The 25138-nt window shown below is 71.8% G+C and carries 24 protein-coding genes and 1 riboswitch; of the genes, 18 read left to right on the top strand and 6 right to left on the bottom strand.

The genetic code is table 11. The features are described from left to right. Window positions 1–9 precede the first annotated feature (9 nt). The 5 genes from OG788_RS10160 to OG788_RS10140 all read left to right on the top strand — a co-directional run bounded on the left by OG788_RS10160 (window position 10) and on the right by OG788_RS10140 (window position 6071). On the top strand, window positions 10–2310 hold the full coding sequence (locus OG788_RS10160) for a nitrate- and nitrite sensing domain-containing protein (RefSeq protein WP_406370278.1): 2301 nt from the start codon (window positions 10–12) through the stop codon (window positions 2308–2310). After that, the gene (locus tag OG788_RS10155; RefSeq protein WP_406370276.1) at window positions 2300–2818 is read left to right on the top strand and encodes a roadblock/LC7 domain-containing protein; all 519 of its coding nucleotides are present in this window, start codon (window positions 2300–2302) and stop codon (window positions 2816–2818) included. The genes OG788_RS10160 and OG788_RS10155 overlap by 11 nt, the downstream gene beginning before the upstream one ends. Window positions 2819–2825: 7 nt before the next feature. Beyond that, window positions 2826–3206: a DUF742 domain-containing protein gene (locus tag OG788_RS10150; protein ID WP_351539241.1), complete on the top strand. Its 381-nt coding sequence runs from the start codon at window positions 2826–2828 to the stop codon at window positions 3204–3206. Window positions 3207–3487: 281 nt separating this feature from the next. Further along, window positions 3488–4315 (top strand): carbon-nitrogen hydrolase family protein, encoded by an 828-nt coding sequence (locus OG788_RS10145; protein ID WP_351539243.1) that lies wholly within the window; start codon window positions 3488–3490, stop codon window positions 4313–4315. A 61-nt stretch (window positions 4316–4376) separates the two neighbouring features. Next, window positions 4377–6071 carry an NAD(P)/FAD-dependent oxidoreductase gene (locus OG788_RS10140; protein ID WP_351539246.1) on the top strand — a complete coding sequence of 565 codons (1695 nt, stop codon included), beginning with the start codon at window positions 4377–4379 and terminating at the stop codon, window positions 6069–6071. Between the two features lie 37 nt (window positions 6072–6108). Here OG788_RS10140 and OG788_RS10135 read toward each other — a convergent pair whose 3' ends face one another. Both OG788_RS10135 and OG788_RS10130 read right to left on the bottom strand, forming a co-directional pair. Continuing rightward, on the bottom strand, window positions 6109–7038 hold the full coding sequence (locus OG788_RS10135) for an LLM class F420-dependent oxidoreductase (RefSeq protein ID WP_406370273.1): 930 nt from the start codon (window positions 7036–7038) through the stop codon (window positions 6109–6111). Between the two features lie 92 nt (window positions 7039–7130). After that, entirely contained in the window at window positions 7131–7805 is a 675-nt protein-coding gene (locus OG788_RS10130) for a DUF5995 family protein (RefSeq protein ID WP_351539252.1), read from the bottom strand. 172 nt (window positions 7806–7977) lie between these two features. Here OG788_RS10130 and OG788_RS10125 point away from each other — a divergent pair, with 172 nt between their 5' ends. After that, entirely contained in the window at window positions 7978–9087 is a 1110-nt protein-coding gene (locus tag OG788_RS10125) for a glycoside hydrolase family 6 protein (RefSeq protein ID WP_406376717.1), read from the top strand. Here OG788_RS10125 and OG788_RS10120 read toward each other — a convergent pair. Further along, window positions 9069–10463, bottom strand: coding sequence for a uracil-xanthine permease family protein (locus OG788_RS10120; RefSeq protein WP_406370270.1), 1395 nt, complete (start codon window positions 10461–10463; stop codon window positions 9069–9071). The genes OG788_RS10125 and OG788_RS10120 overlap by 19 nt on opposite strands. Window positions 10464–10585: 122 nt before the next feature. Between OG788_RS10120 and OG788_RS10115 the strand changes: the two genes are divergently transcribed. After that, complete coding sequence (locus OG788_RS10115; RefSeq protein WP_406370269.1) at window positions 10586–11884, top strand: alginate lyase family protein; 1299 nt, start codon at window positions 10586–10588, stop codon at window positions 11882–11884. A gap of 95 nt (window positions 11885–11979) precedes the next feature. Further along, window positions 11980–12438: an acyl-CoA thioesterase gene (locus tag OG788_RS10110; RefSeq protein ID WP_406370267.1), complete on the top strand. Its 459-nt coding sequence runs from the start codon at window positions 11980–11982 to the stop codon at window positions 12436–12438. On the opposite strand, the gene OG788_RS10105 is transcribed toward OG788_RS10110, so the two are convergent. Next, window positions 12398–13609: an MFS transporter gene (locus OG788_RS10105; RefSeq protein WP_406370265.1), complete on the bottom strand. Its 1212-nt coding sequence runs from the start codon at window positions 13607–13609 to the stop codon at window positions 12398–12400. The genes OG788_RS10110 and OG788_RS10105 overlap by 41 nt on opposite strands. A gap of 131 nt (window positions 13610–13740) precedes the next feature. On the opposite strand from OG788_RS10105, the gene OG788_RS10100 reads away from it, so the two are divergent. Next, complete coding sequence (locus tag OG788_RS10100) at window positions 13741–14973, top strand: ROK family transcriptional regulator (RefSeq protein ID WP_406370263.1); 1233 nt, start codon at window positions 13741–13743, stop codon at window positions 14971–14973. 73 nt (window positions 14974–15046) lie between these two features. Here OG788_RS10100 and OG788_RS10095 read toward each other — a convergent pair whose 3' ends face one another. Together OG788_RS10095 and OG788_RS10090 are read right to left on the bottom strand one after the other, a co-directional pair. Beyond that, window positions 15047–15796 (bottom strand): NAD(P)H-binding protein, encoded by a 750-nt coding sequence (locus OG788_RS10095; protein WP_406370261.1) that lies wholly within the window; start codon window positions 15794–15796, stop codon window positions 15047–15049. A 139-nt stretch (window positions 15797–15935) separates the two neighbouring features. Next, on the bottom strand, window positions 15936–16922 hold the full coding sequence (locus OG788_RS10090) for an RNA polymerase sigma-70 factor (protein ID WP_406370259.1): 987 nt from the start codon (window positions 16920–16922) through the stop codon (window positions 15936–15938). A 365-nt stretch (window positions 16923–17287) separates the two neighbouring features. Beyond that, window positions 17288–17418: riboswitch (FMN riboswitch) on the top strand. A 154-nt stretch (window positions 17419–17572) separates the two neighbouring features. Here OG788_RS10090 and OG788_RS10085 point away from each other — a divergent pair. The 9 genes from OG788_RS10085 to OG788_RS10045 all read left to right on the top strand — a co-directional run bounded on the left by OG788_RS10085 (window position 17573) and on the right by OG788_RS10045 (window position 25081). Next, window positions 17573–18208 carry a riboflavin synthase gene (locus tag OG788_RS10085; protein ID WP_406370257.1) on the top strand — a complete coding sequence of 212 codons (636 nt, stop codon included), beginning with the start codon at window positions 17573–17575 and terminating at the stop codon, window positions 18206–18208. Beyond that, window positions 18205–18840 (top strand): nicotinamide riboside transporter PnuC, encoded by a 636-nt coding sequence (locus OG788_RS10080; protein ID WP_406370255.1) that lies wholly within the window; start codon window positions 18205–18207, stop codon window positions 18838–18840. The genes OG788_RS10085 and OG788_RS10080 overlap by 4 nt, the downstream gene beginning before the upstream one ends. Further along, window positions 18837–20174, top strand: coding sequence for a bifunctional 3,4-dihydroxy-2-butanone-4-phosphate synthase/GTP cyclohydrolase II (locus OG788_RS10075; protein ID WP_406370253.1), 1338 nt, complete (start codon window positions 18837–18839; stop codon window positions 20172–20174). The genes OG788_RS10080 and OG788_RS10075 overlap by 4 nt, the downstream gene beginning before the upstream one ends. Window positions 20175–20247: 73 nt before the next feature. Beyond that, the gene (gene ribH, locus OG788_RS10070) at window positions 20248–20733 is read left to right on the top strand and encodes a 6,7-dimethyl-8-ribityllumazine synthase (protein WP_266756416.1); all 486 of its coding nucleotides are present in this window, start codon (window positions 20248–20250) and stop codon (window positions 20731–20733) included. 34 nt (window positions 20734–20767) lie between these two features. Beyond that, complete coding sequence (locus OG788_RS10065) at window positions 20768–21040, top strand: phosphoribosyl-ATP diphosphatase (RefSeq protein ID WP_111665608.1); 273 nt, start codon at window positions 20768–20770, stop codon at window positions 21038–21040. Between the two features lie 86 nt (window positions 21041–21126). Beyond that, window positions 21127–21984 (top strand): ATP phosphoribosyltransferase, encoded by an 858-nt coding sequence (gene hisG / locus OG788_RS10060; RefSeq protein ID WP_351539285.1) that lies wholly within the window; start codon window positions 21127–21129, stop codon window positions 21982–21984. Between the two features lie 14 nt (window positions 21985–21998). Next, window positions 21999–22466, top strand: coding sequence for a PH domain-containing protein (locus tag OG788_RS10055; RefSeq protein ID WP_406370251.1), 468 nt, complete (start codon window positions 21999–22001; stop codon window positions 22464–22466). A 198-nt stretch (window positions 22467–22664) separates the two neighbouring features. After that, window positions 22665–23996 carry a hemolysin family protein gene (locus OG788_RS10050; protein WP_351539290.1) on the top strand — a complete coding sequence of 444 codons (1332 nt, stop codon included), beginning with the start codon at window positions 22665–22667 and terminating at the stop codon, window positions 23994–23996. Then, the gene (locus OG788_RS10045; RefSeq protein ID WP_351539293.1) at window positions 23993–25081 is read left to right on the top strand and encodes a hemolysin family protein; all 1089 of its coding nucleotides are present in this window, start codon (window positions 23993–23995) and stop codon (window positions 25079–25081) included. The genes OG788_RS10050 and OG788_RS10045 overlap by 4 nt, the downstream gene beginning before the upstream one ends. Window positions 25082–25138 lie beyond the last annotated feature (57 nt).

Below are 25138 nucleotides of genomic sequence, written 5' to 3'. Positions count from 1 at the left end.
GGGGAGTCCATGCGCTGGCCCTTCGGCCGTCCGACCACGGTCCGTACGCGGATCGTGGCCCTGGCACTCGCTCCGGTAGTCGCCCTCATGACGCTGTGGAGCTTCGCCATGGTGTCCGTCACCGGCGAACTGCGGGCGCTCGTCCGCCTGGAGGGCGTGTACAACGCCTTCGGCACGCCCGTCGACACGGCGATCGGCCAGATCCAGATCGAACGGCGGCTCGCCGCCGCCTACTTGGGCGGGGGGCGCGGGACGACGGCGGCCCTCGACCTGCTGGCGCAGGAGCGGCGCACCGACCGCGCGGTGACCGCGATGCGCACGGCGATCCGGGACGGGGACCGCGGCCGGCTCTCCGGTGGTCAGCGGCAGGTGCTCGACGCCGTGCTCGACTCCGTCGACGGGCTGGAGGGGCTGCGCGGCCGGGTGCTGTCCCACGACGTCACCTGGGACCGGGCCGTGGCCGAATACAGCGCCCTGGTGGAACCGGGTTTCGACGCCCAGTCCGCGCTCACCGCGCTCCAGGCGGGACAACTGGCACGCGAGGCACAGGTCGTCGTCGAGCTGGTGCGGGTGCGGGAGTTCGTCTCCCGTGAGGACGCGCTCGTCGCCGGGGCACGGGCCGCCGGAACGCTCACCGACCGCCAGTACGACACCCTCACCGCGACGATCGAGGACCGCCGGGTCTTCGAGCGGACCTATGTGCCCGACCTGCCGGCCGACTCGCGCGGCCTCTTCGAGGAGTTCCAGCGCGGGGACCTCCACCGGGAACTGACCCGGGGCGAGGACGCCCTGCTGCGGGCGGGTGCGGAGGGCGCGGGCGAGGCCGTCGCGGCCGGTACCTGGCGCACCACCACGGACCGTGCCGTCAAGCAGTACATGCGGCTGTGCACCCGGTCCGCGATCAACTCCGCCGAGCGCGGGCGGGCGTTCGCCTACCGCGAGATGGCCAAGGCCGCGATCGTCGGTGTGCTGGGACTGGCCGCCGTGGGGCTCTCCCTCTGGTTCGCGGTGCGCGGCGCACGGCGCATCTCGCGCCGCCTCGAGTCGCTGCGGGACGCTGCCGACCTTCTGACCAACCGTCAGCTCCCGCACGTCATGGAGCGGTTGAGCGCCGGTGAGGAGATCGACGCCGCGGCCGAGGCGCCGCCCCTGGTCGACGCGGAGGCGGTGGCCGACGAGATCGGCCAGGTCGGCCGGTCCTTCAACACCGCCCGGCTCGCGGCCGTCGAGGCCGCCGTCAAACAGGCCACCCTGCGCCGCGGGCTGTTCGCGGTGCTCCTGAACATCGCCCGCCGCAACCAGGCGCTCGTGCACCGCCAGCTCAAGCTGGTCGACACGCTGGAGCGGCGCACCGACGACCCGGACGTCCTGGACGACCTGTTCCGGATCGATCACCTGACCACACGCATGCGGCGCCACGCGGAGAGTCTGATCATCCTCTCCGGCTCGGCCCCGGGCCGCCGTTGGCGGCGGCCGGTGCCCGTCGGCGAGGTGGTTTCCTCCGCGGTGAGCGAGATCGAGCAGTACGCGCGGGTCGTGGTCCCCCCGATGCCGGATGTGGGCATCACGGCGGACGCCGTCGCCGACGTCGTCCATCTGATCGCCGAACTCGTCGAGAACGCCACGGTGTTCTCACCGCCCCACACCCAGGTCACCCTGCGTACCGGGCGGGCCGGGAGCGGGTTCGTCCTGGAGATCGACGACCGGGGCCTCGGTCTGGCGCCCGAACAGATCGAGGAGGCCCACCGCACCATCACCACGCCGGACGACTTCGACCCGACCCGGCACGACCGGCTCGGGCTGTATGTGGTGGGGCGGCTCGCCGCACGGCACGGCATCACGGTCACCCTGTGCCGTTCGCCGTACGGCGGCACGACGGCGGTGGTGCTGCTGCCGGAGGCGGTTCTCGCGCCGGTGGAACCCGCGCGCCCGGCGACGGGGACGGACCCGGACCCGCGGGCGCTGCCCTCGCGGACGGGCACCGTGGTCCTCGCGGAGCGGCGGACGGCGCGGCGCGAGCAGGAGCTCGACCCTGTACCGCGGGAAGCCCCGGTCCCGGGCGCACCCGTGCTGCCCACCCGGGTCCGCCAGAAGGCCCTCGCCCCCGAGCTGCGTACCGCGGGACCGATGGCCGACGAGACGCCGGAGCGCGAGGTCACTCCCGAGGAGATGCGCGCGGTCTTCGGATCCTTCCAGCGCGGCCTCGACCGCGGCCGCAAGGGTCTGCCCACGCAGCCGGGCGACAGGCAGTCCGGCCCCGCGCAGCGAACCGACACCGAGGAAGGGACGGACGCCGACGATGCGCCCTGACCAGCTCCCAGAGCACTCTGCCCGGACCCTCGAGGCCCGTGTCCCCGACGCCCGGACCCCGGAGCCGGCGGACGGCGCCTCCGGGTCCGGGGGTGACACAGGCCGGCCCGGTACCGATCTCGGGTGGCTGCTCGACGATCTCGTGGCCAGAACCGACCACGTCCGCCAGGCCGTGCTCCTCACCGCCGACGGCCTCCCGCTGAGCTGCTCGGACGGCATGCGCCGACGGGACATCGAGCACCTCGCCGCAGTCTGTGCCGGCTTCCACAGCCTCGCCCGTTCGGTCGGTGAACGCTTCGCCGCGGGCGGGGTGCGCCAGACCATGGTGATGCTCGACGACGCCTACCTCTTCATCACCCCGGCGGGCGACGGAAGCAGGCTGGCCGTGCTCAGCGAGGTGCAGACGGACGTCGGACAGCTCGCCCACGAGATGGAACTGCTCGTCCGCCGCGTCGGCCGCCACATGGCCGCCGCCGTACGTTCGGCGGCCGACCCCGCGGGCCCCTGATCCGCCCGTGACCGACGACCACTGGTACGAGGACGAGACCGGGCCGATGGTGCGGCCCTACACCGTCACCGGCGGCCGGACCCGGCCCTCGGACGGGCAGGTCATCGATCTGATGTCGCAGGTCACGGCCCTGGAGGCGGGCACCGGGCTGCCCGGTGTCGATCATGCGGCGGCCGCCCTGCTCGACCTGGCGCGCCTCGGCCCCCGGCCGGTCGTCGAGCTCGCCGCGGATGTCGACCTGCCGCTGACCGTCGTCCGCGTGCTCCTCGGCGACCTGGCGGAGGCCGGTCTGGTGCGCATCGACGAGCCGCGCCGTTCGCCGGACGGCGGTCCGGTGGCCGACCCGGAGCTGCTGCGCGAGATCGTGGAGCGGCTGCGCGAGCTGTGAGCGCCCGGAGGGCCGGACCCGGGCCTGAGGCGCCGCTGCCACGAGGCGTCTCCGTGCCCCCGTCCTGGTGCGGGAAACCCGCCTGTGACCTGCGTCTCCCCGGGAATCGGGGCCGCGACCGGGATGCGTGAGGGGGTGCGCAACGAATCGCCGCCGGAGGCCGGGCGCACGCAATGAATCGTTCGGTGGCGCGCAACGGGTCCTTCTTGTCCCCCCGAGCCGGCCGACCGTACCGTCTATCTGGCCCCCCGAATCACCTTCCGCACCGGTGGAGAACACGCATGCGCACAGCCCTGCTCCAGAGCTCCGGCCGCCCCGGCTCGATCGTCGAGAACCTCAAGGTGCTCGACGAGGCCGCGGGCCGTGCCGCCGCAGCGGGAGCCGGTCTGATCGTGACCTCGGAGATGTTCCTGACCGGCTACGCCATCGGTGACGACATCGCGCGCCTCGCCGAGCCCGCCGACGGCGAGTCCGCCGACGCGATCGCCGAGATCGCCACCCGGCACGGCGTGGCCGTCGCCTACGGCTACCCCGAGCGCGAAGCCGGACGTCAGGAGGGCGAGGGCTCCCCGGCCGACGGAGGGGCGCGGGTCTTCAACTCGGCGCAGCTGATCTCCGCCGACGGCACCCGGCTCGCGAACTACCGCAAGACCCACCTCTTCGGCTGCTTCGAGCACGACCACTTCACGCCCGGCGACCAGCCTGTCGTGCAGGCCGAACTGAACGGCCTCCGGGTCGGCCTCATGATCTGCTACGACGTCGAGTTCCCGGAGAACGTCCGCGCGCACGCCCTCGCCGGTACCGACCTGCTGCTCGTGCCGACCGCGCAGATGCACCCGTTCCAGTTCGTCGCCGAGTCCGTCGTCCCGGTGCGCGCCTTCGAGAACCAGATGTACATCGCCTACGTCAACCGCACCGGTCCGGAAGGGGAGTTCGAGTTCGTCGGGCTGTCCACGCTGGCCGGGCCCGACGGAGTCGCCCGTACCCGGGCCGGCCGCGGCGAGGAACTGGTCCTGGCGGACGCCGACCCCGTCCGTCTCGCGGCCTCGCGCGAGGCGAACCCGTATCTGAAGGACCGCCGCCCCGGTCTCTACGGGTCCCTCGTCTGACATCCCGCCCGGTCGAACAAGCCTCCCCCTCACCAGCATTCGCGCAAGGAGTCCGTACCCCATGACGTCCACCGTGCCCAACGCCGTCCAGCACGCCGACGTGCAGCAGCCGCCGATCACCATGTTCGGCCCGGACTTCCCCTACGCCTACGACGATTTCCTCGCGCACCCCGCGGGCCTCGGGCAGATACCCGCGACCGAGCTCGGCACCGAAGTCGCGGTCATCGGCGGCGGACTGTCCGGCATCGTGGCCGCGTACGAGCTGATGAAGATGGGCCTCAAGCCCGTCGTGTACGAGGCCGACGAGATCGGCGGCCGGCTGCGCACGGTCGGTTTCGAGGGCTGTGACCCCTCGCTCACCGCCGAGATGGGCGCGATGCGCTTCCCGCCGTCCTCCACCGCCCTCCAGCACTACATCGACCTGGTGGGTCTCGAGACCCGGCCGTTCCCCAACCCCCTCGCCGAGTCCACGCCGTCGACGGTCGTGGACCTCAAGGGCGAGTCGCACTACGCGACCTCCGTCGACGACCTGCCGCAGGTCTACCGCGACGTGATGAACGCCTGGAACGCCTGTCTCGAGGACGGCGCCGACTTCTCCGACATGAACCAGGCCATGCGGGAGCGCGATGTGCCGCGCATCCGGGAGATCTGGTCGAAGCTCGTCGAGAAGCTCGACAACCAGACCTTCTACGGCTTCCTCTGCGAGTCGGAGTCCTTCAAGTCCTTCCGGCACCGCGAGATCTTCGGCCAGGTCGGGTTCGGCACCGGCGGCTGGGACACCGACTTCCCGAACTCCATCCTGGAGATCCTGCGCGTCGTCTACACCGAGGCGGACGACCACCACCGCGGCATCGTCGGCGGCTCCCAGCAGCTCCCGATGCGCCTGTGGGAGCGCGAGCCGGAGAAGATCGTCCACTGGGCGTACGGCACCTCGCTGTCGACGCTGCACGACGGCACCCCGCGTCCGGCCGTGACCCGGCTGAACCGCACCGCGGGCAACGGCATCACGGTGACGGACGCGAACGGCGACATCCGTACGTACAAGGCGGCGATCTTCACCGCCCAGTCCTGGATGCTGCTCTCCAAGGTCGCCTGCGACGACTCGCTCTTCCCGATCGACCACTGGACGGCGATCGAGCGCACCCACTACATGGAGAGTTCGAAGCTCTTCGTCCCCGTCGACCGGCCGTTCTGGCTGGACAAGGACGAGGAGACCGGCCGTGACGTCATGTCGATGACGCTCACCGACCGGATGACGCGCGGGACCTACCTCCTCGACGACGGCCCGGACAAGCCCGCCGTCATCTGCCTCTCGTACACGTGGTGCGACGACAGCCTGAAGTGGCTGCCGCTGTCCGCGAGCGAGCGGATGGAGGTCATGCTGAAGTCGCTCGGCGAGATCTACCCGAAGGTCGACATCAGGAAGCACATCATCGGCAACCCGGTGACCGTGTCCTGGGAGAACGAGCCCTACTTCATGGGCGCGTTCAAGGCCAACCTGCCGGGCCACTACCGCTACCAGCGCCGCCTGTTCACGCACTTCATGCAGGAAGCGCTGCCAGAGGACAAGCGGGGCATCTTCCTCGCCGGCGACGACATCTCCTGGACGGCCGGCTGGGCCGAGGGTGCCGTCCAGACCGCGCTGAACGCGGTCTGGGGCGTCATGCACCAGCTCGGCGGGACGACCGACCCGACCAACCCCGGGCCCGGCGACGTCTACGACGAGATCGCGCCGGTGGAACTCCCCGAGGACTGAGTCCTCCTCGAGGCGAGCCGAGGCGAGGCGCGGCGGGTCAGACCCCGGCGGCCCGCGCCGCCTCGTACACCTCGGCGGCCACGTCCTTCAGTTCCTGGGCGTCCCGCACCGAGCTCTGGAGGTCGAGGAAGATCTCGTCGAGGCCGACCTCGGCGTGGGCCACCAGGTCGGCCACGATCTGCTCGACACCGCCCTGGAAGGGCTGGCGGTCCGCGCCCTCGTACCCCTTCGCCGTGTACCGCGGGTTGGTCCGCAGCACCGTGCGCAGCGGCTCGGTGCGGCCCCGCTCGGCGGCCAGATCCTGCAACTGACGCCACTGCGCCGCCAGTTGCTCGACCCCCATGCCGATCGGCATCCATCCGTCGGCGTGGTCGACGAGCCGGCGCCGTGCCTTTCCGGTGTTGGCGGCCAGCAGGATCGGGATCGGCCGGGCGGGCTTGGGGCCGACCACGGCCGACGCGATCTTGGTGAGCGTGCCGTCGTAGACCACCGGGTCGGGGCCCCACACCGCGCGGCACACCGCGATCACCTCGTCGAGGACCTGGCCGCGCTCCTCGAAGGGCCGGGCGGAGGCCGCCGCGTACTCGTCGAGGGACCAGCCCGTGCCGAGGCCCGCGACGACCCGGCCGCCGCTCGCCGCGTCGAGCGAGGCGAGGGCCTTGGCGAGCTGGAAGGGGCCGTGCAGCGGGGCGACGAGGACGCTGGTGCCGAGCGCCGCGCGCTCGGTGACCGCGGCCGCGAGGGTCAGGGTGACCAGGGGGTCGGCGACGCCGCGGTACCCGTCCGGCCAGGCCAGTCCCTCGATGCCGTACAGCCCCTGCGTCGGGGGATCCGGGAACAGCGCCCGCTCGAAGACCCACAGGCTGTCGTACCCGATCGCCTCCGCGGCGCGTGCCACGTCGGGCACGTCCCGTCCGAGGTCGTACTGCTTCATCTGGGGGAGGGTGAGGCCGAGTCGCGTCGCCATACCTGGGTGCTCCTTCGCATCAGGGTGTGCCGATCGTTCAACGTACAGTGATCCGAACCGAGTTCCGGCGAGGACCGCGCCGCGTGGCCGGATCAGGTCGGCAGCGGAGTGAGCAGCATCCGGCCTGCCAGGCCCACCGCGGCGTCGAGGCGTTCGGCGAACTCCTCGGCCAGGTCCGGGAGTCCGCGCAGGGCCCACAGCGCCCGCGCCGCCGCCCAGGTGGCCTGACGCGCACGCTCGAGGCTCCATGAGCCGAGCAGATGGGTGAGCGGATCGGCGATCTGGAGCAGGTCGGGGCCCGGCATCAGATCTTCGCGGATGTGTTCCTCCAGCGAGACGAGGAGATCGCCCACGCGGTCGAACTCGTCCTCCAGGTCAGCCGGTTCGCAGTCGAGCGTACGACAGGTGTCCACCAGGGCGAGCGCCAGATCGTGCCCGATGTGCGCGTTGATGCCCGCGAGCGCGAACTGCAGCGGACGTACCCCCGGATGGCGGCGGAACTGCAGCACCGGCCGCCAGCAGGCCGGTGCGCGGCCTTCTTCGGCGACCGCCAGATAGCGCTCCGCGAACCGCACGTCCAGCGTGATCGCGGCCCGGCGGTCCGGGAAGACCCCCGTGTCCAGGTGCCGGTCGAACTCCTCGGTGACGGTGAGGTAGACGCGGTTGAAGACCGCGAGACCGTCCCGCTCGGGGAGCTCCGCGTCCAGGGTGCGCATACGGGAGACGACCGCGTCTACGGGAGTGGTGAACTGTGCCGACTGCGCCATGAGGGCAGCGTCCCAGTCCTAGGGTGGCCGGAGTGCCGCCGGGCCGGAGGCTTCCCCAGAACGGGGGAACGCGGCCGGGGCGGGAGTGGGGGAGCAGTACGTGTCAGGCTTACGTGCCCATCGGTCGGCCGAGCGCAGGGCCGAGCGCAGGCGGTCCGCCGGGCGCGCCGCGATGGTCGCCGTCGCCTCGGTCGTCGTGGCGGTCGGTACCGTGACGGGGATGGTGTCCGCGCTCGACGGCGGGCGCCCGTCGGAGGAAGCGAGACCGCTGGTGACCCGTGCGCCGAGCCTCGGCCCGCTGCCGGGTGTGCCGTTGCCCTCGCGCACCTCGCCGGCGCCTTCCCCGTCGAGGCCTGCCTCCTCCGGGCCGGCTCCCGAGCCCTCGCCGGCCAGGAAGAAGCCGCGGACCGTGGCCGCCCCCGGCCTTCTCTACCGCCACACGGACTCCCAGGTCCGTGACTGGGTCGACGCCCACCCCGGCGACGCCCGGCGTGCGGTCATCGCGTCCCGGATCGCCGACCGCCCGGCCGCGGTGTGGTTCGCGGACTTCACGCCGTCCACCATCACCGGGCGGGTCAGGGCCGTGACGTCGGCCGCCGCCGCGCAGGGCCGGGTGCCCGTCGTCGTGCCGTACGCCATCCCGCAGCGCGACTGCGGCGGCGCCTCGGACGGCGGGGCGCCCGACCTCGCCGCGTACGACGGCTGGATCGACGGCTTCGCGGCCGGGCTCGGCTCGGGCGAGGTCGTCGTCGTCCTGGAGCCCGACTCGATCGCCCAGTCCGACTGCCTCGGCGAGGGTGAACGGGCCGACCGCTTCGCCTCCCTGGCCCGCGCCGGCCGCGTCCTGAAGGCGGCGAACCCCAGGGCCAGGGTCTACTTCGACGCCGGTCACTCCGACTGGAACCCGGCCGCCGAACAGGCCGCGCTGCTCGGCCGGGCGGGCGCGGCCTCGGCCGCCTCCTCGGACGGCATCTTCACCAATGTGTCCAACTTCCACCGGACGAGCGACGAGATCGCCTACGCCCGGCGGGTGCTGTCCGCGCTCGGAGGGCCCGCGCACCTCGGCGCCGTGATCGACACCAGCCGCAACGGCAACGGCGCCCCTCCCGACGGCGAGTGGTGCGATCCGGCGGGGCGCAGGATCGGCCGGGCCCCGACCTTGAACACCGCGGAGGCCGGGATCGACGCCTATCTGTGGGTGAAGCTGCCGGGTGAGTCGGACGGCTGCCGGGGCACGCCGGGGGCCTTCTCGGCCGAGTACGCCTATGAGCTGGCGCGCTGATCCCCGGGCTCGTCGTACGTCGACGTCCCCGCGTCGAGCAGGGGCTCCTGCCGCTTGAGGTGGGCCGGGGCCATCGCCCGCAGCGCGTGGTAGCCGGTGATCACGACGATGGTGCCCAGCGCGATGCCGTTCAGCGAGAAGTTGTCGGTGAACTTCAGGGTGACGCCGCCGATGCCGATGATGATGCCCGCGGCGGCCGGCACCAGGTTCAGCGGATTGCGCAGGTCCACCCGGGCGTTGAGCCAGATCTGGGCGCCGAGCAGCCCGATCATGCCGTACAGGATGACGGTGATGCCGCCGAGGACACCGCCCGGGATCGCCGCGACCACCGCGCCGAACTTGGGGCACAGGCCGAAGAGCAGGGCGAAGCAGGCGGCGGCCCAGTAGGCGGCCGTGGAGTAGACCCGGGTCGCGGCCATCACGCCGATGTTCTCGGAGTAGGTGGTGTTGGGCGGGCCGCCGACCGCCGTGGAGAGCATCGAGGCGGCGCCGTCGGCGGAGATCGCGGTGCCGAGCCTGTCGTCCAGCGAGTCGCCGGTCATCTCGCCGACCGCCTTGACGTGACCGGCGTTCTCGGCGACCAGCGCGATCACGACCGGCAGCGCGACGAGGATCGCCGACCACTGGAACGAGGGTCCGTGGAAGGACGGCAGCCCGATCCAGTCGGCTTGGCCGACACCGGAGAGGTCCAGGCGCCAGTGATCGGTCACCTTGCCGCTCGCGTCCACCGAGCGGATCCGGCCGAAGATCCGGTCGAAGGCCCAGGAGATGACGTAGCCGAAGAGAAGCCCGAGGAAGATCGCGATGCGTGACCAGAAGCCGCGCAGACACACCACGGCCGCTCCGGTGACGAGCATCGTGAGGAGCGCCGTCCACTGGTCCTGCGGCCAGTAGGTGGACGCGGTCACCGGCGCCAGGTTGAAGCCGATCAGCATGACGACCGCGCCGGTCACGATCGGCGGCATCGCGGCGTGGATGATCCTCGCCCCGAACCGCTGCACGGCGAGACCCGCCAGGAACAGCGCGACCCCGACCACGAAGCACGCGCCCGTCACCGTCGCGCTGGTGCCGCCCTGCGCGCGGATCACGGCGGCGACGCCCACGAAGGAGAGCGAACAGCCCAGGTAGCTGGGCACCCGGCCGCGGGTGGCGAGCAGGAAGATGACCGTCGCCACGCCGGACATCATGATCGCGAGGTTCGGGTCGAGTCCCATCAGGACGGGTGCCACGAAGGACGCCCCGAACATGGCCACCACATGCTGGGCGCCGAGCCCGAACGTCCGGGGCCAGGAGAGGCGTTCGTCGGGGCGGACGACCGCTCCCGGGGCGGGGGTCCGCCCGTCGCCGTGCAGTTTCCAGCGCACGCCGAGGTCCATGGTGAGGATTCGCTTTCTCTGTACGTGAATCGGTCCGGACCATTGTCAGGGTCGACCAGCCGCCCTACGCTCACACGGTCCTTACTCATGAACGTCGTTCATATGTCTGATCGGAGTGTTCTGTGAGTGCACGATCCCGACTGGGCGCGGTCGCGGCGGCCGTCGCGCTGGTGTCCGTCGTCGTTCCCGCGGCGTCCGCTCGTACCGCGGCCGTCGTCGCCCCCGCGGCGCCCGCTCACGCGGTGCCGGGCATCCCCAGGACCGTGGTCCTCGACGGCGGACGGCTCCAGCGGACCCGGGTCCGGCTGGACCACGGCGACCGCCGACTCGCCCGACCGCTGCGGGACTTGACGGCCCGCGCCGACAACTGGATGGACCAGGGCCCCTGGACGGTCGTCGACAAGCCGAGACCCGCCCCCGGCGGCGACTCTCACGACTACCTCAGCCAGGCCCCCTACTGGTGGCCCTCGCGGCCCGCCACCGCCGACAACCCCTGGGGCTGCCCCTACGTCCAGCGTGACGGGCAGCGCAACCCCGAGGTGGACACCGGCACCGACCGCCAGGACGTCGAGAAGGTCTTCGACTCGACGTACGACCTCGCGCTCGCCTGGTACTACACCGGCAGGAAGCAGTACGCCGAGAAGGCCGCCCAGGTTCTGCGCACCTGGTTCCTGGACCCGGCGACGCGGATGAACCCGAACCTGGACCACGGCCAGTTCATCCCGTGCAAGTACGACGGCCGGGCCATCGGCATCATCGACTTCTCGCAGTCCTACACGAGCGTCCTCGACGCGATCGCCCTCCTGGACACCGGCGCCCCCGGCTGGTCCCGGCACGACCGGGCCGCGATGCTCGACTGGAACACGGGCTTCCGCGACTGGCTGACGGACAGCGCCTTCGGCAAGGAGGAGGGCGCCGCCCAGAACAATCACGGCACCTTCCACGACATGCAGCTCGCCGCACTTGCGTACGCGACCGGCGACAAGGCCCTCGCCCGGAGGACCGTGCTCGCCGCGCGTGCCCTGCGCATCGACCCGCAGATCGCGGCCGACGGCAGCCAGCCCCAGGAACTGGCCCGCACCCGCAGCTGGCACTACTCGACCTTCGACCTGGTCGCCTACACCCGGCTCGCGGCCATCGGCCGGCACGTCGGCGTGGACCTCTGGTCCTACCGTGGGCCGGACGGCCAGAGCCTGTTCAAGGCGGTCGACTACCTGCTGCCCGCGGCGACCGGCGCCGAGCCGTGGACCCGTCCCGAGCTGGAGTTCCACCGGTTCGCGGCGAGCGATGTGGTGCACGCGGCGGCCGACGCCGGGGACCGGGCCGCACGGGCCGCCGTGCCGAAGCTCGAAGCGCCGCCCGGCGGCGATCTGTGGGACCTGCGGCCGGCCGCCGAACAGCTCGACTCGATCACCGGCTGATCCCGCCCGGACGGAGTTCCTGAGCGGTTGCTTAGGATGGGGGGTGTCGTTTCAGCCACGCCTGTCCGATCCGCACCCGCCCAGGAGTCCCGCCCGTGACCGCCGAAGCACCCGTCGCCCCCGCCCTCCCGTACGGACGGCTCCTGCCCGTCACCGTCCACTTCGACGACCTCGACGCGCTGGGACTGCTGCACAACGCCCGCTACCCGGTCATGGTCGAGCGCGCCTGGGCCGCGCTCTGGTACGAGCGCGGCTTGAGCTTCGAGGGCGACTGGGAGGCGGCGGGCGACTTCTGCAACGCCGTCAAGGAACTGCGCATCACGTACGAGGCCCCGGTCAGCCGCCCCGGCGCGTACGCCGTCCACCTCTGGCTGGAACGGCTCGGGAACACCGGACTGACGTACGGCTTCCGCTTCTGCTCGCTCGACGGCGCGGTGACCTACGCGCAGGGCACCCGCGTCCTCGTCCGGCTCGACCCCGGGACGCTGCGTCCGACGCCGTGGAGCGACCGCTTCAGGACCTTGGGCCGGGAACTGCTGCGCTCGGAGGGCTGACCTTCGGGCGGTCGCGGTCCCCGGCGCGCAGCACACCCGCGAGCACGGTGAGCCCGAACGCGAGGATCGTGACCAGCCCGAACGACACGACCAGACTCGTCGCCTGCGCCACCGACCCGATCAGGCTCGGCGCGATCAGCCCCGAGGTGTACGTGATGGTCGCGACGCCCGCGATCGCCTGACTGGGGTTGGGGCCGCTGCGCCCGGCCGCCGCGAAGCAGAGCGGGACGACGACCGCGATACCGAGGCCGAGCAGCGCGAAGCCGCCCATCGCCACCGCCGGATGCTCCGCCACGACGATCAGCAGCCCGCCGATCACGGCCAGCACGCCGCCTGCCCGCACGGTGCGCACGGCGCCGAATCGGTTCACCACCGTGTCGCCCACCAGTCGGGCCACCGCCATGGTCAGCATGAAACCGGTGGTCGACGCCGCGGCGAGACCCGCCGAACTGTCCAGCTGGTCGCGCAGATACACCGCCGACCAGTCCAGGCTCGCGCCCTCCGCGAAGACCGCGCAGAAGCCGACGGCGCCGATGAGCAGCGCCGACCGGGGCGGCAGCGCGAACCGTGGTGGCGGCTCCTCGTCCTCGGTGGGCTGCAGATCGAGCACCCAGCGGCAGGCGGCAAGACCCAGGAGCGTGAGGATCACCGCCGCCAGGGCGTGGTGCAGGCGCGCGTCCGAGCCCAGATGGGCGGCGAGCGTGCCGGCCGCGGCGCCGATCAGGGCGCCGGCGCTCCACATGCCGTGCAGCCCGGACATGATCGACTTGTCGAGCCGGTTCTCGACCTCGACACCCAGCGCGTTCATGGCGACGTCCGCCATGCCCGCCGTGGCGCCGTAGACGAACATGGCGAGGCAGAGGGTGAGCAGGTTCGGAGCCAGGGACGGGAGGATCAGGGCCAGCGTCCACAGGGCCATGAGCCCGCGCAGTGCCGTACGGCTCCCGAAGCGGTGGGTGATCCGGCCGGCCAGCGGCATCGAGCAGGACGCGCCGAGAGCGGTGAACGCGAGGGCGAACCCCAGTTGCCCCGCGCTGACCGACGCATGGTCCTGGATCCACGGCACCCGGGTCGCGAACGAGCCGGTGACGGCTCCGTGTACGGCGAACACCGCCGCCACGGCGTACCGGGCGCGCCTCACCTCGCGCTGGTCGTAGACCACTTCACTCATGCTCCGGCCCCTCCCCGGGTGATGGTTCCACGTTCCGCGGCCGTAAACTATCAGGAACCCTGCCTGATAGATAGGGAACTATCGGCCGCCCGCCCTCCGGACGGCCCCGCCGATCTGGGAGGATTCCCGGCATGCCCGCATCCCCGAGCACCGCCCGGGCCATCAACGACCGGCTGGCCCTGCGGCTGTTGCAGCAGGAAGGCCCTTTGACGGCAGGGCGGCTGAAGCAGCTCACCGGACTCTCCCGGCCGACGGTCGCCGACCTCGTCGAGCGCCTCACGGCCTCCGGCCTCATCACGGTCGTCGGGGAATCGGGGGAGCAGCGGCGCGGCCCGAACGCCCGGGTCTACGGGATCGTCGCGGATCGCGCCCACCTGGCGGCGCTGGACGTCCGTACGGAGGGAGTCTCCGTGGTCGTCTCCGACCTGGTCGGTGAGGTCCTGGCCGAGGCCTCCGTGCCGATCGGCGGCGACACCGGGACCGGAACGGCGGTGGAGCAGGCGGTCGCGCTGGTCGAGCGGGTGGCGAAGGAGGCGGGGGCCCTGGGGGCGGCGCCCCCGCGCGACCTCGTCCGGGGGTGGGGCAGGCTGCACACCGTCGGCATCGGCGCGCCCGGTCTGATCGACCCCGCCACCGGCGAACTGCGCGACTCCTCGGGCCTGCCCGCGTGGCACCGGCGTCTGGTCGCCGCCCTCCAGGAACGGCTGCCCGAGGCCCGCGTCCTCGTCGAGAACGAGACCAACCTCGCCGCCCTTGCCGAGCAGCGCGACGGCGTCGCCCGCGACCGTGACACGTTCGTCCTGCTGTGGCTCGGCCACGGTACCGGCGCCGCCGTCGTCCTCGACGGTGCCCTGCGCCGCGGAGCCTCGGGAGGCACCGGGGAGATCGGCTTCCTGCCCGTGCCCGGCACCGCGACCCTCCCCTCGGCGACCGACTGCGAGGGCGGCTTCCACTCGCTGGCCGGGGCCGCGGCGGTCTCGGCGCTCGCGGCGCGGCACGGCGTCTCGGCGGAGCCGGACGGCCACGAGCCGCACGCCGCGGCGCTGGTGAGACATGCGGTGGCCGCCCCCGACAGCCCGGGCGCCACCGGCTTCCTCGACGCCCTGGCCGACCGCCTCGCCATCGGGGCGGCCTCCGTCACCGCCGTGCTGGACCCCGGCTGCGTGGTTCTCGGCGGTGAGGTCGGCCGGGCGGGCGGCGCCGTGCTCGCCGCCCGGGTCGAGCGGCGGCTCGCCCGCATGTCGCCGCTCCCGACCGAGGTGCGCGCGAGCACGCTGGGCGGCGGCGCGGTGCTGCGCGGCGCCCTGCTGACCGCCCGCGACGGCGCGCAGGACGAGCTGTTCGCTCCGGCGTCCTCGCGGTAGTCCGGGGCTCGGGGAACCCCCGGGTGGTGCGCGGGCCGATCGGGTTCCAGCGGCCCCCGAGACCACCGGCGCGTCAGCGTGCGTTGCCGGAGCGGGCCTTCAGGAAGTCCTCGTACGTGCCCTTCCCCGTGGCGTGGCCCGGTGTGAGGTGGTGCCCCGCACGGAACGCCCGGTAGGTCTTGCCCGGCAGGCGCACGTCGAGCAGTGGGCGTCGCTTCCCGGTGGCGCGGAGGTGGGCGGCGGCCAGCGAGCGGAACGAGCGCACCTCGGGCCCGCCCATGTCCGTGACCCTCCCCGCGGGCGGCCCGGCCGCCAGTTCGGCCAGCCGCGCGGCGACCTCGGCCGTCTCGACCGGCTGGTCGGAGACCCCGGCCGGGAGGAGCAGCACCGGCAGCTTGGCGAGCCCGCCGAGAAACTGGGCGACGAGGTCGTGGAACTGGGTGGTGCGCAGGATCGTCCAGCCGAGCCCGGACTCCTCGATCAGCTTCTCCACGGCCAGCTTGGTCTTGTAGTAGCCCATCGGCACCGTGTCGACGCCGACGATCGAGATGTAGATCAGGTGCGGGACGGCCGCCCGGCGCGCGGCCGCGACGACCTGTGCGGCGGCCCGTTCGTCGCCTCCACGCGGTGTGGTCGCGCAGTGCACGATCGCGTCCACCCCCTCGACGGCCGCGTCCAGGCCGCTGCCGCCCTCGCGGAGATCGACGGCGTACGGCTGCGCGTGGCGGCTGAGCACCCGCACCTCGTGGCCGTCCGCCCGCAGCCGCTCGGTGACGAGCCGGCCGAGAGTGCCGGTTCCGCCGGTCACCAGGATGGTGGTCATGCTGTTCAGCCTTTCAGTGCCGGACGTTCCCGGGTGGAACGCCCCTCGTCAGCTGAGACCGGACAGCCCGCGCGGATGTGACAACGGCCCGCACGGGACGACGACCGCACCCGGCGCCGGCGGGCGTGACCCCGTCCGTCTACCCGCGAGGATCGGGCGGGGGCGGAACCTCACGAGGCCGGGACCCGGAAGAGGGGAGCCGGTCGGAGCCTTCGGGGCGGACCCGAGCCAGCTGGCGCGCCACGAACTCCAGTTTGTCGGGGTTCAGCACGACCCGCACCTCCGTGAACACCCCGTCGTGCGCCTCGAACGCGGCGACGCCGATGACCGCGGCGACCCCGTCGGCGTCCTCGGGCCCGCGGGCGATCAGCCCGGCGCTGCCGTTGACCTCGGTCACCGACAGCTCGACACCGTCCGCCAGCGCCCGGCCGAGGACGCCGGCCAGGAAGCGCAGCACCTTCTCGCGCCCCTCGACGGGCCGCCGCGCCGCGGAGACCTTGCCGCCGCCGTCGGACCACCAGGTGACCTCCGCGGCGAACAGCCGCTCCAGGCCGGCCAGATCACCGTCACGGGCGGCGGAGAGGAACGAGGCGACGAGCCGGTTCCGCTCCTCGGCGGGAGCCTCGAAGCGGGCCTCCGGCGCGGCGATCCGCCGCACCGCCCGCCGGTACAGCTGACGGCAGTTGGTCTCGCTCAGCTCCAGCACCTCGGCGATCTCCCGGTGGCTGTACGCGAAGGCCTCCCGCAGGACGTAGACCGCCCGCTCGGTCGGGGTGAGCCGCTCCAGGAGGACGAGCAGGGCGAGCGACACGGCGTCGCGCTGCTCCGCCGACTCCAGGGGGCCGAGGGCGCCGTCCGCCGTGACGAGCGGTTCGGGCAGCCAGGGCCCCACATACCGCTCGCGTCGTGCGCGGGCCGAGGTCAGCCGGTTCAGGCAGAGGTTGGTGACGACCTTGGCGAGCCAGGCGCCGGGCCGCTCGACCTCCGCGCGGTCGGTGCCGCTGAAGCGGAGATAGGCGTCCTGCACCGTGTCCTCCGCGTCGGCGGCCGAACCGAGCATGCGGTAGGCGAGCCCGAACAGGCGCGGGCGATACGTCTCGAACTCGTCGGCGAGGCTCGTCGTCACGCCTCCAGCCTCGCAGAGACGGGGTCCGGCGGACCGTACGGGTACCGGCGGCCGGGGCGGCTTTGGTGGGGGACCCGGCGGCGGGGCAAGGGCCTTCGTCACCGCCGCCGGGTCGATCGTGGGGGGACCGGCGATGAACGATCACGCAGTCTTGATCGAGGACACTAAGAGGACTAGACCATAGCGTCAATAGGTATGGACCAATATTGCGACGGCGTGGTACGGCCCAAGGCCGCGCGGCGCGAGGGGAGTTGCCTTGAGAGGCCGTCTCGCGAATGTCCATGCCGAGTCTCTGTGAGCCACCCCACAGAGGTGCGGCCGCATGGGTGTCGATCGGGCGTGGCACACTGGCCGTGTACCAGAAGCAGCGCACTCCGGGGTCGGTGTAATTCCGAACCGGCGGTTACAGTCCGCGACCCGGCCGCTTCCAGCGGCCGGTTGACCAGGTGAAATTCCTGGACCGACGGTTAAAGTCCGGATGGGAGGCAGTGCGCGGCGGGCGGGCATGTGTGCGCGCTGCCGTTTGTTGCTCCTCGTCCTGCGGGACGAGTGACCTTTCGGCTTCGCTGCCTGTATGCCGCGGTCCGCTCATTCTGTCGTCATCGACAGGCCCCGGAGTCCGTGCCCTATGAGGCAGGAGGACCCGGGAAGTGTTCACCGGAATCGTCGAAGAGCTGGGTGAGGTCACCGCCGTCGAGATGCTCGACGACGCCTCGCGTTTCCGCCTGCGTGGCCCCGTTGTCACGCAGGGCGCGCAGCACGGCGACTCCATCGCCGTCAACGGAGTCTGTCTCACCGTGGTCGAGCACGAAGGCGACGAGTTCACCGCCGACGTCATGGCGGAAACCCTGAACCGCTCCAGCCTCGGCGCCCTCACTGTCGGCTCCCGCGTCAACCTGGAACGCCCGATGGCCGTGGGGGAGCGCCTCGGCGGCCACATCGTGCAGGGGCACGTCGACGGCACCGGCGCGGTCATCGAGCGCAAGCCGTCCGACAACTGGGAGATCGTCAAGATCTCTCTCCCGGCCGACCTCTCGCGCTATGTGGTCGAGAAGGGCTCCATCACGGTCGACGGCATCAGCCTGACCGTCGTCGACGCCGGCCCCGACTACTTCACCGTGAGCCTCATCCCGACCACCCTCGACCTGACCACACTGGGCCACAAGCAGCCCGGCAACCCGGTCAACCTCGAGGTCGACGTCATCGCCAAGTACGTCGAGCGGCTGCTCGGCGCCCGCGGCGAGCGGCCCGCCGGTCTGCCCGGTGTCCAGGAGGCCGGGCAGTGAACCGGCTCAACTCCGAGGCCTTCGTCCTCCTCGACCAGCACATCATGTGGTCGGACATGATCGGCAACGTCATCGGCCTGATCGCCCTCGCGCTCGGCTGGCGGCGCTCCATCTGGAGCTGGCCGGTCCAGTTCCTTTCCGGCGTCATCCTCTTCGCGGCCTTCTTCGGCCACCTCACCGGCAGCGCCGGCAAGCAGGTCGTGGTCATGGCCGTCGCCCTGTGGGGCTGGTGGCAGTGGAACCGTGGCGAGGGCAAGGACGGGCGCGTCTCCGTACGGTTCGCCACCTGGCGCGAGCGCGCGTACATGGTGGGCGCCGCGGCCGTGGGCACCCTCGCGGTCGGCGCCCTGTTCCACGCGTACCCGACGCTGTCCTGGGACCCCTGGCCGGACGCCTACATCTTCGTCGGCACGATCGTCGCCATGTACGCGCAGGCCCGCGGCATGGTCGAGTTCTGGTTCGCCTGGCTGCTGGTCGACCTGGTGGGAGTCCCCCTCAACTTCGCCAACGGCTACGCCTTCTCCGGTTTCGTCTACGTCCTGTACGGCGCGCTCGTCCTGTGGGGACTGCGCGACTGGTGGCTGCGCTCCCGCGAGGCCGGGCAGCCCGTCCTGGAAGGAGCTCCGGCATGACAACGGCGCCGGTTTGGTACAGCACCGGGCACGATCAAGACGCCTCGGACTTCGCGCTCGATCCCGTCGAGCAGGCCATCGCCGACATCGCGGCCGGCCGCCCCATCGTGGTCGTCGACGACGAGGACCGGGAGAACGAGGGCGACCTCGTCGTCGCCGCCGAGAAGGCGACCCCCGAGATCGTCGCCTTCATGATGAGCGAGTGCCGTGGGCTGATCTGTGCCCCCATGGAGGGCGACGAACTCGACCGGCTGCGCCTTCCGCAGATGGTCGACGACAACACCGAGTCGATGAAGACGGCGTTCACGGTGTCGGTGGACGCGTCCGCCGCGCACGGTGTGACCACCGGCATCTCGGCGTCCGACCGCGCCACCACCCTGCGGCTCCTCGCGGACGGCGTGGCCGGGGCCGACGACTTCGTGCGCCCGGGCCACATCTTCCCGCTCCGTGCCCGGCCCGGCGGTGTCCTGGCGCGCAACGGCCACACCGAGGCCGCCGTCGACCTGGCCCGGCTGGCCGGCCTGCGCCCGGCCGGAGCGATCGTCGAGATCGCGGGCGAGGACGGCCGGATGCTCCGGCTGCCCGAGCTGATCCCCTTCGCCCGCAAGCACGGCCTGACGATCATCTCCATCGAGGACCTGATCGCCTACCGCCGGTCCGTCGAGCTCTCGACGACGTCCGGGGAGGGAGCGCCGCTCGCCGGACCCACCGTCCGCCGCGAGGCCGAGGTCCATCTGCCCACCGCCTTCGGTGAGTTCACGGCGTACGGCTACCGCTCCACCGCCGACGGCGTCGAGCACGTCGCCCTCGTCCACGGCGAGATCGGCGACGGCGAGGACGTCCTCGTCCGCGTGCACTCCGAGTGCCTCACCGGTGACGTGTTCCACTCGCAGCGCTGCGACTGCGGCCCCCAGCTGCAGACGTCCATGGAACGCATCCAGACCGAGGGCCGCGGCATCGTGGTCTATCTGCGCGGCCACGAGGGGCGCGGCATCGGCCTGCTCTCCAAACTCCGCGCGTACGAGCTCCAGGAGCGCGGCCGCGACACCCTCGACGCCAACCTGGAACTCGGCCTGCCCGCCGACGCCCGGGACTACGGCGCGAGCGCGCAGATCCTGGAGGACCTCGGGGTCCGGAGCCTGCGCCTGATGACCAACAACCCCGACAAGACCGACGCGCTCGTCCGGTACGGCCTGCGGGTCTCCGGACGGGAGCCCATGCCCGTGCAGGCGGGCGAGCACAATCTGACCTACCTGCGCACCAAGCGGGACCGGATGGGCCACGACCTGCCCTGGCTGGACACGACCACCGTGTCGGCCTGCGGGAGCCAGTGACACCGCACGACCGGTGGCACCGTCAAGACACAGCACTATCGGCAATACAGCACAGCGGGACTTGAGGAGAGACGTGAGCGGCAAGGGTGCACCTGAACTGTCCGTACGCAACTGCGGCGACCTGCGGGTCGCGGTCATCGCGGCACAGTGGCACGACAAGGTGATGGACGGTCTCGTCGACGGCGCACTGCGCGCCCTGCACGAGCTGGGGATCGACGAGCCGACCCTGCTGCGGGTCCCCGGGAGCTTCGAGCTGCCGGTCGTCGCCAAGGTCCTGGCGGGCCGCGGCTACGACGCGATCGTCGCGCTCGGCGTCGTCATCCGCGGCGGGACACCCCACTTCGAGTACGTGTGCCAGGGCGTCACCCAGGGCCTCACCCAGGTCTCCATCGACACCGGCGTCCCCATCGGCTTCGGCGTGCTGACCTGTGACACCGAGGAGCAGGCCCTGGACCGTGCGGGCCTCGAGGGCTCCAACGAGGACAAGGGACACGAGGCGGTGACGGCCGCCGTGGCGACGGCGGCCACCCTCCGCTCAGTATCCGAACCCTGGCACTGAGGTACGGCACCGAGCGCGTAGGGTGAGGACCACCATGTCCAATAAGACGTTCGAGGAGCTCTTCACCGAGCTCCAGCAGAAGGCCGCCACGGGCGATCCCGCCACTTCGCGCACCGCCGAGCTGGTCGGCAAGGGTGTTCATGCCATCGGCAAGAAGGTCGTCGAAGAGGCCGCAGAGGTCTGGATGGCCGCCGAGTACGAGGGCAAGGACGCCGCCGCCGAGGAGATCTCGCAGCTGCTGTACCACGTCCAGGTGATGATGGTCGCTCGCGGGATCTCCCTCGACGACGTGTACGCGCATCTGTAGGGGCCCGTCTCAGCAGCGCCCCCCACCGAGCACGTCCACCTGTCCCACCCACTCCTGAACAACCTCACGCAAAGGAAGCCGACCTCATGCTGCGCATCGCCGTCCCCAACAAGGGTTCCCTCTCAGGCCCTGCGGCGGAGATGCTGCATGAGGCCGGCTACCAGCAGCGCCGGGAGTCCAAGGAGCTCAGGATCGTCGACCCGGAGAACGAGGTCGAGTTCTTCTACCTCCGCCCCCGTGACATCGCGATCTACGTCTCCTCGGGCCGGCTCGACATCGGCATCACCGGCCGCGACCTCCTGATCGACTCCGGGGCCAACGCGGAGGAGATCCTCCCGCTCGGCTTCGCCCGCTCCACCTTCCGCTTCGCCACCAAGCCGGGCACCGCGAACGGCGTCGCGGACCTGAACGGCATGACGGTCGCCACCTCCTACGAGGGCATCGTCGCCAAGCACCTCGCCGACCACGGCATCGATGCCTCCGTCGTGCACCTCGACGGCGCCGTCGAGACCGCCATCGAACTCGGTGTCGCCGAGGTCATCGCGGATGTCGTCGAGACGGGCACCTCGCTGCGCAACGCCGGACTGGAGGTCTTCGGCGACCCGATCATGAAGTCCGAGGCCGTCGTCATCCGCCGCGTCGGAGCCGACCTCACCGAGGACGCCGAGCCCAAGGTGCAGCAGTTCCTGCGCCGTCTCCAGGGCGTCCTGGTCGCCAGGACCTACGTGATGATGGACTACGACTGCCGCGCCGAGCACCTGGAGAAGGCCGTCGCGCTCACTCCCGGCCTGGAGTCGCCGACCATCTCGCCGCTGCACAACGAGGGCTGGGTCGCCGTCCGCGCCATGGTCCCCTCCAAGGAGGCCCAGCGGATCATGGACGACCTGTACGCGCTCGGCGCGCGGGCCATCCTGACCACGGCCATCCACGCCTGCCGGCTCTGACAGGGACCTCGAACATGTCGGACCTTCCCGCCCTTCCCGTGACGTTCCGCCCGTCCCGCACCCGGGCCGTGCTGCTCACCGCGGGCGCCACGATCCTTGTGGTCATCACCACAGTCGCCATGCTTCTGGAGCAACTCGGCCCGGGGGAGCGGCTCAGCTTCATCTTCACCGCGGCCCTCCTCTTCGGAGTGCTCCTGCTGCTCGCGCGGCCCAAGGTCGTCGCCGACGAGACCGGGATCACCGTCGTGAACATCGCGAGCCGGCGGCACCTGGACTGGGCGGAGATCCTGAAGGTCAACCTGCGCCCCGGCGACCCCTGGGTGTTCCTCGACCTCAGCGACGGCACCAGCCTGCCGGCGCTCGGCATCCAGCCGGGCATCGCGAAACAGCGCGCCATCGAGGACGCCAGGACGCTGCGCGCGCTCGCCGAAGCCCACGCCATTCGCGAGCCCGGCGGGCACCGCGACGAACATCAAGGCTGACTCTCGGCCTTCCACCCTGCCCTGAGGGCCCATGTCTTGATTAATCTGTTGGCGGAGGCGTTTTCATCGCGCCTCCGCCTCCGATGTGCCCCCAGCTCTCAGAGGCTCCCTGCTACCCGAGGAGTGACTCCCTCCAGCGATGGACGGATCGTCCTGTAGTACCTGCGCCGCCCCCTTCCGACATATCGAGGCGGCGGCATGACCATCCCCCTGTTGCTCCTTGGCGCGGCGTTCCTGCTGATTCTCGCCAACGGCTTCTTCGTGGCGGCGGAGTTCGGCCTCATCACGGTCGAGCGCCCGGACGCCGAGCAGGCCGCGGCCGCCGGTGACAAGCGCGCCGGCACGGTCGTCGAGTCGCTCAAGGAACTGTCCTTCCAGCTCTCCGGCACCCAGCTCGGCATCACCATCACCTCGCTCGTCGTCGGCATGCTCGCCGAACCGGCGCTCGCCCAGCTGCTGGACGGCCCGTTCACCGCGATCGGGCTGCCCGAGGCAGCGGTGCCCGGCATCGCCGTGGTGGTCGGCATGCTGCTCGCCTCCGCCGTACAGATGGTGGTCGGTGAACTCGTGCCCAAGAACTGGGCGGTGTCCAGGCCGCTCCAGGTCGCCCGTTTCGTCGCCGGCCCGCAGCACGTCTTCTCCCGCCTCTTCCGGCCGGTGATCGCCGCGCTCAACACGGTCGCCAACCGGCTCGTCCGTGCCCTGGGCGTGGAACCCGCCGAGGAACTGGCCTCCGCCCGCACCCCCGGCGAACTCGTCTCCCTGGCCCGCCACTCGGCCCGGGCGGGCGCGCTGGAGCAGGACACCGCGGACCTCTTCGTCCGCACCATGTCGCTCGCCGACCTCACGGCCCAGCACGTCATGACGCCGCGCGTGAAGGTCAGCGCCCTCCAGTCGTCGGCGACCGCCGAGGACGTGGTCAACCTCACCCGTGCCACCGGCCTCTCCCGCTTCCCGGTCTACCGGGAGCGGATCGACGAGATCGTCGGCATGGTGCACCTCAAGGACGCCCTCGCGATCCCCTCGCACGACCGGCTGCGCACGCCCGTCGTCCGGATCGCCCAGGCCCCGTTGCTCGTCCCGGAGACGCTGCCCGTGCAGCCGCTCCTCGAACAGCTGCGCAACGAACAGCCGATCGCCGTCGTCGTCGACGAGTACGGCGGCACGGCCGGCGTGGTCACCCTGGAGGACATCGTCGAGGAACTCGTCGGTGAGGTCCGCGACGAGCACGACGACGTCCTGGGCGAACCGCCCGAGCTCGCGGCCGCTCCGCCCGAGGACGGCAGGCCCGCCTGGGACGCCGACGGCAGCTGCCGGGTGGACATCCTGCAGCGCATAGGCCTCGACGTTCCCGAGGGACCGTACGAGACCGTGGCGGGCCTCGTCGCCGACCTGCTCGGCAGGATCCCGGCCCCGGGCGACAAGGCCGAGCTCCCCGGCTGGCGCCTTTCGGTGCGCCAGGTCGGGCACTACCGTGCCGAACGTGTCCGCCTGGTGCGGACCGCGCTCGCTCCGGAGGCCGTCCGATGAGCGTGCTCCAACTCCTCTTCGCCGGCCTGCTGGTCCTCGCCAACGGTTTCTTCGTCGGCGCCGAGTTCGCCCTGGTGTCCGTGCGGCGCAGCCAGATCGAACCGCTCGGCACCGCGCGCTCCCGGCAGGTCCTGTACGGCCTGGAGCGGCTCCCGCAGATGATGGCGGCGGCCCAGTTCGGCATCACCATGTGCTCGTTGACGCTCGGCGCGGTCGCCGAGCCCACGGTCGCCCATCTCCTGGAGCCGGTCTTCGAGGCGGTCCGTCTGCCGGACGGGGTGATCCACCCCCTCGGCTATGTGATCGCGCTCGCCCTCGTCGTCTTCTTCCACCTCGTCATCGGCGAGATGGTCCCGAAGAACCTGGCGATGGCCGCGCCGGAGAAGACGGCCCTGTGGCTCAGCCCCGGACTGGTCGCCTTCGCGCGGCTCTGCCGGCCGGTCACGGTGGGTCTCGGCGCCTGCGCGCGTCTGATCCTCAAGCTGTTCCGGGTCGAGCCCAGGGACGAGGTCGAAGCGGTCTTCACCAGCGAGCAGCTCAACCGGCTCGTCGAGGACTCCGGACAGGCCGGCCTCCTCGACCCCGAGGAGCAGGAGCGCCTCGAGGACGCCCTGGAGCTCGGCTCCCGTCCGGTCACCGACGTCCTGCTCGACGGCGGCTCGCTGGTCACCGTGGACTCCTCGGTCACCCCGGGCCAGGTCGTCGCGCTCACCGCGCGTACCGGGTACTCCCGTTTCCCGGTCGTCGCCGAGAACGGCGCCTTCATGGGCTGCTATCTGCATGTGAAGGACGTCCTCGACCTGGAGGAGTCCGACCGTGCGGTCCCGCAGCAGATGTGGCGCCCCATGACCACCCTGCGGTCCGAACTCCCCCTGGACGACGCCCTCACCGTGATGCGCCGCGCCGCCACCCACCTGGCCCAGGTCGCCGACGCCTCCGGCAAGGTCCTCGGCCTCGTGGCCCTGGAGGACGTACTGGAGCTGCTGGTCGGCGAGGTGCGGGACCCGGCGCACCGGGTCGTCGCACCGGTGCGCGTCGCCGAGCCGCGCCCGAGCCCGGCCCCGGAGGAGGCGCTGGCGAGCTGATCGTGAGCGTGGGCCCCGGTTCCCCCGGCGGCCGTGCGACCGGGCCTTCCGGTCGTA

The organism is Streptomyces sp. NBC_00647 (genome assembly GCF_045207245.1).
Taxonomy (GTDB): domain Bacteria; phylum Actinomycetota; class Actinomycetes; order Streptomycetales; family Streptomycetaceae; genus Streptomyces.
The sequence above is the reverse complement of the archived record's forward strand: the minus strand, read 5'-3'. Positions and strand labels throughout refer to the sequence as shown.

Excerpts from the sequence above, each read along its gene's own strand:
- OG788_RS10160 (WP_406370278.1), top strand. The coding sequence starts at position 10 with ATGCGCTGGCCCTTCGGCCGTCCGACCACGGTCCGTACGCGGATCGTG.
- OG788_RS10155 (WP_406370276.1), top strand. The coding sequence starts at position 2,300 with ATGCGCCCTGACCAGCTCCCAGAGCACTCTGCCCGGACCCTCGAGGCC.
- OG788_RS10145 (WP_351539243.1), top strand. The coding sequence starts at position 3,488 with ATGCGCACAGCCCTGCTCCAGAGCTCCGGCCGCCCCGGCTCGATCGTC.
- OG788_RS10140 (WP_351539246.1), top strand. The coding sequence starts at position 4,377 with ATGACGTCCACCGTGCCCAACGCCGTCCAGCACGCCGACGTGCAGCAG.
- OG788_RS10135 (WP_406370273.1), bottom strand. The coding sequence starts at position 7,038 with ATGGCGACGCGACTCGGCCTCACCCTCCCCCAGATGAAGCAGTACGAC.
- OG788_RS10130 (WP_351539252.1), bottom strand. The coding sequence starts at position 7,805 with ATGGCGCAGTCGGCACAGTTCACCACTCCCGTAGACGCGGTCGTCTCC.
- OG788_RS10125 (WP_406376717.1), top strand. The coding sequence starts at position 7,978 with ATGGTCGCCGTCGCCTCGGTCGTCGTGGCGGTCGGTACCGTGACGGGG.
- OG788_RS10120 (WP_406370270.1), bottom strand. The coding sequence starts at position 10,463 with ATGGACCTCGGCGTGCGCTGGAAACTGCACGGCGACGGGCGGACCCCC.
- OG788_RS10105 (WP_406370265.1), bottom strand. The coding sequence starts at position 13,609 with ATGAGTGAAGTGGTCTACGACCAGCGCGAGGTGAGGCGCGCCCGGTAC.
- OG788_RS10100 (WP_406370263.1), top strand. The coding sequence starts at position 13,741 with ATGCCCGCATCCCCGAGCACCGCCCGGGCCATCAACGACCGGCTGGCC.
- OG788_RS10095 (WP_406370261.1), bottom strand. The coding sequence starts at position 15,796 with ATGACCACCATCCTGGTGACCGGCGGAACCGGCACTCTCGGCCGGCTC.
- OG788_RS10075 (WP_406370253.1), top strand. The coding sequence starts at position 18,837 with ATGACAACGGCGCCGGTTTGGTACAGCACCGGGCACGATCAAGACGCC.
- OG788_RS10065 (WP_111665608.1), top strand. The coding sequence starts at position 20,768 with ATGTCCAATAAGACGTTCGAGGAGCTCTTCACCGAGCTCCAGCAGAAG.
- hisG (WP_351539285.1), top strand. The coding sequence starts at position 21,127 with ATGCTGCGCATCGCCGTCCCCAACAAGGGTTCCCTCTCAGGCCCTGCG.
- OG788_RS10055 (WP_406370251.1), top strand. The coding sequence starts at position 21,999 with ATGTCGGACCTTCCCGCCCTTCCCGTGACGTTCCGCCCGTCCCGCACC.
- OG788_RS10050 (WP_351539290.1), top strand. The coding sequence starts at position 22,665 with ATGACCATCCCCCTGTTGCTCCTTGGCGCGGCGTTCCTGCTGATTCTC.
- OG788_RS10045 (WP_351539293.1), top strand. The coding sequence starts at position 23,993 with ATGAGCGTGCTCCAACTCCTCTTCGCCGGCCTGCTGGTCCTCGCCAAC.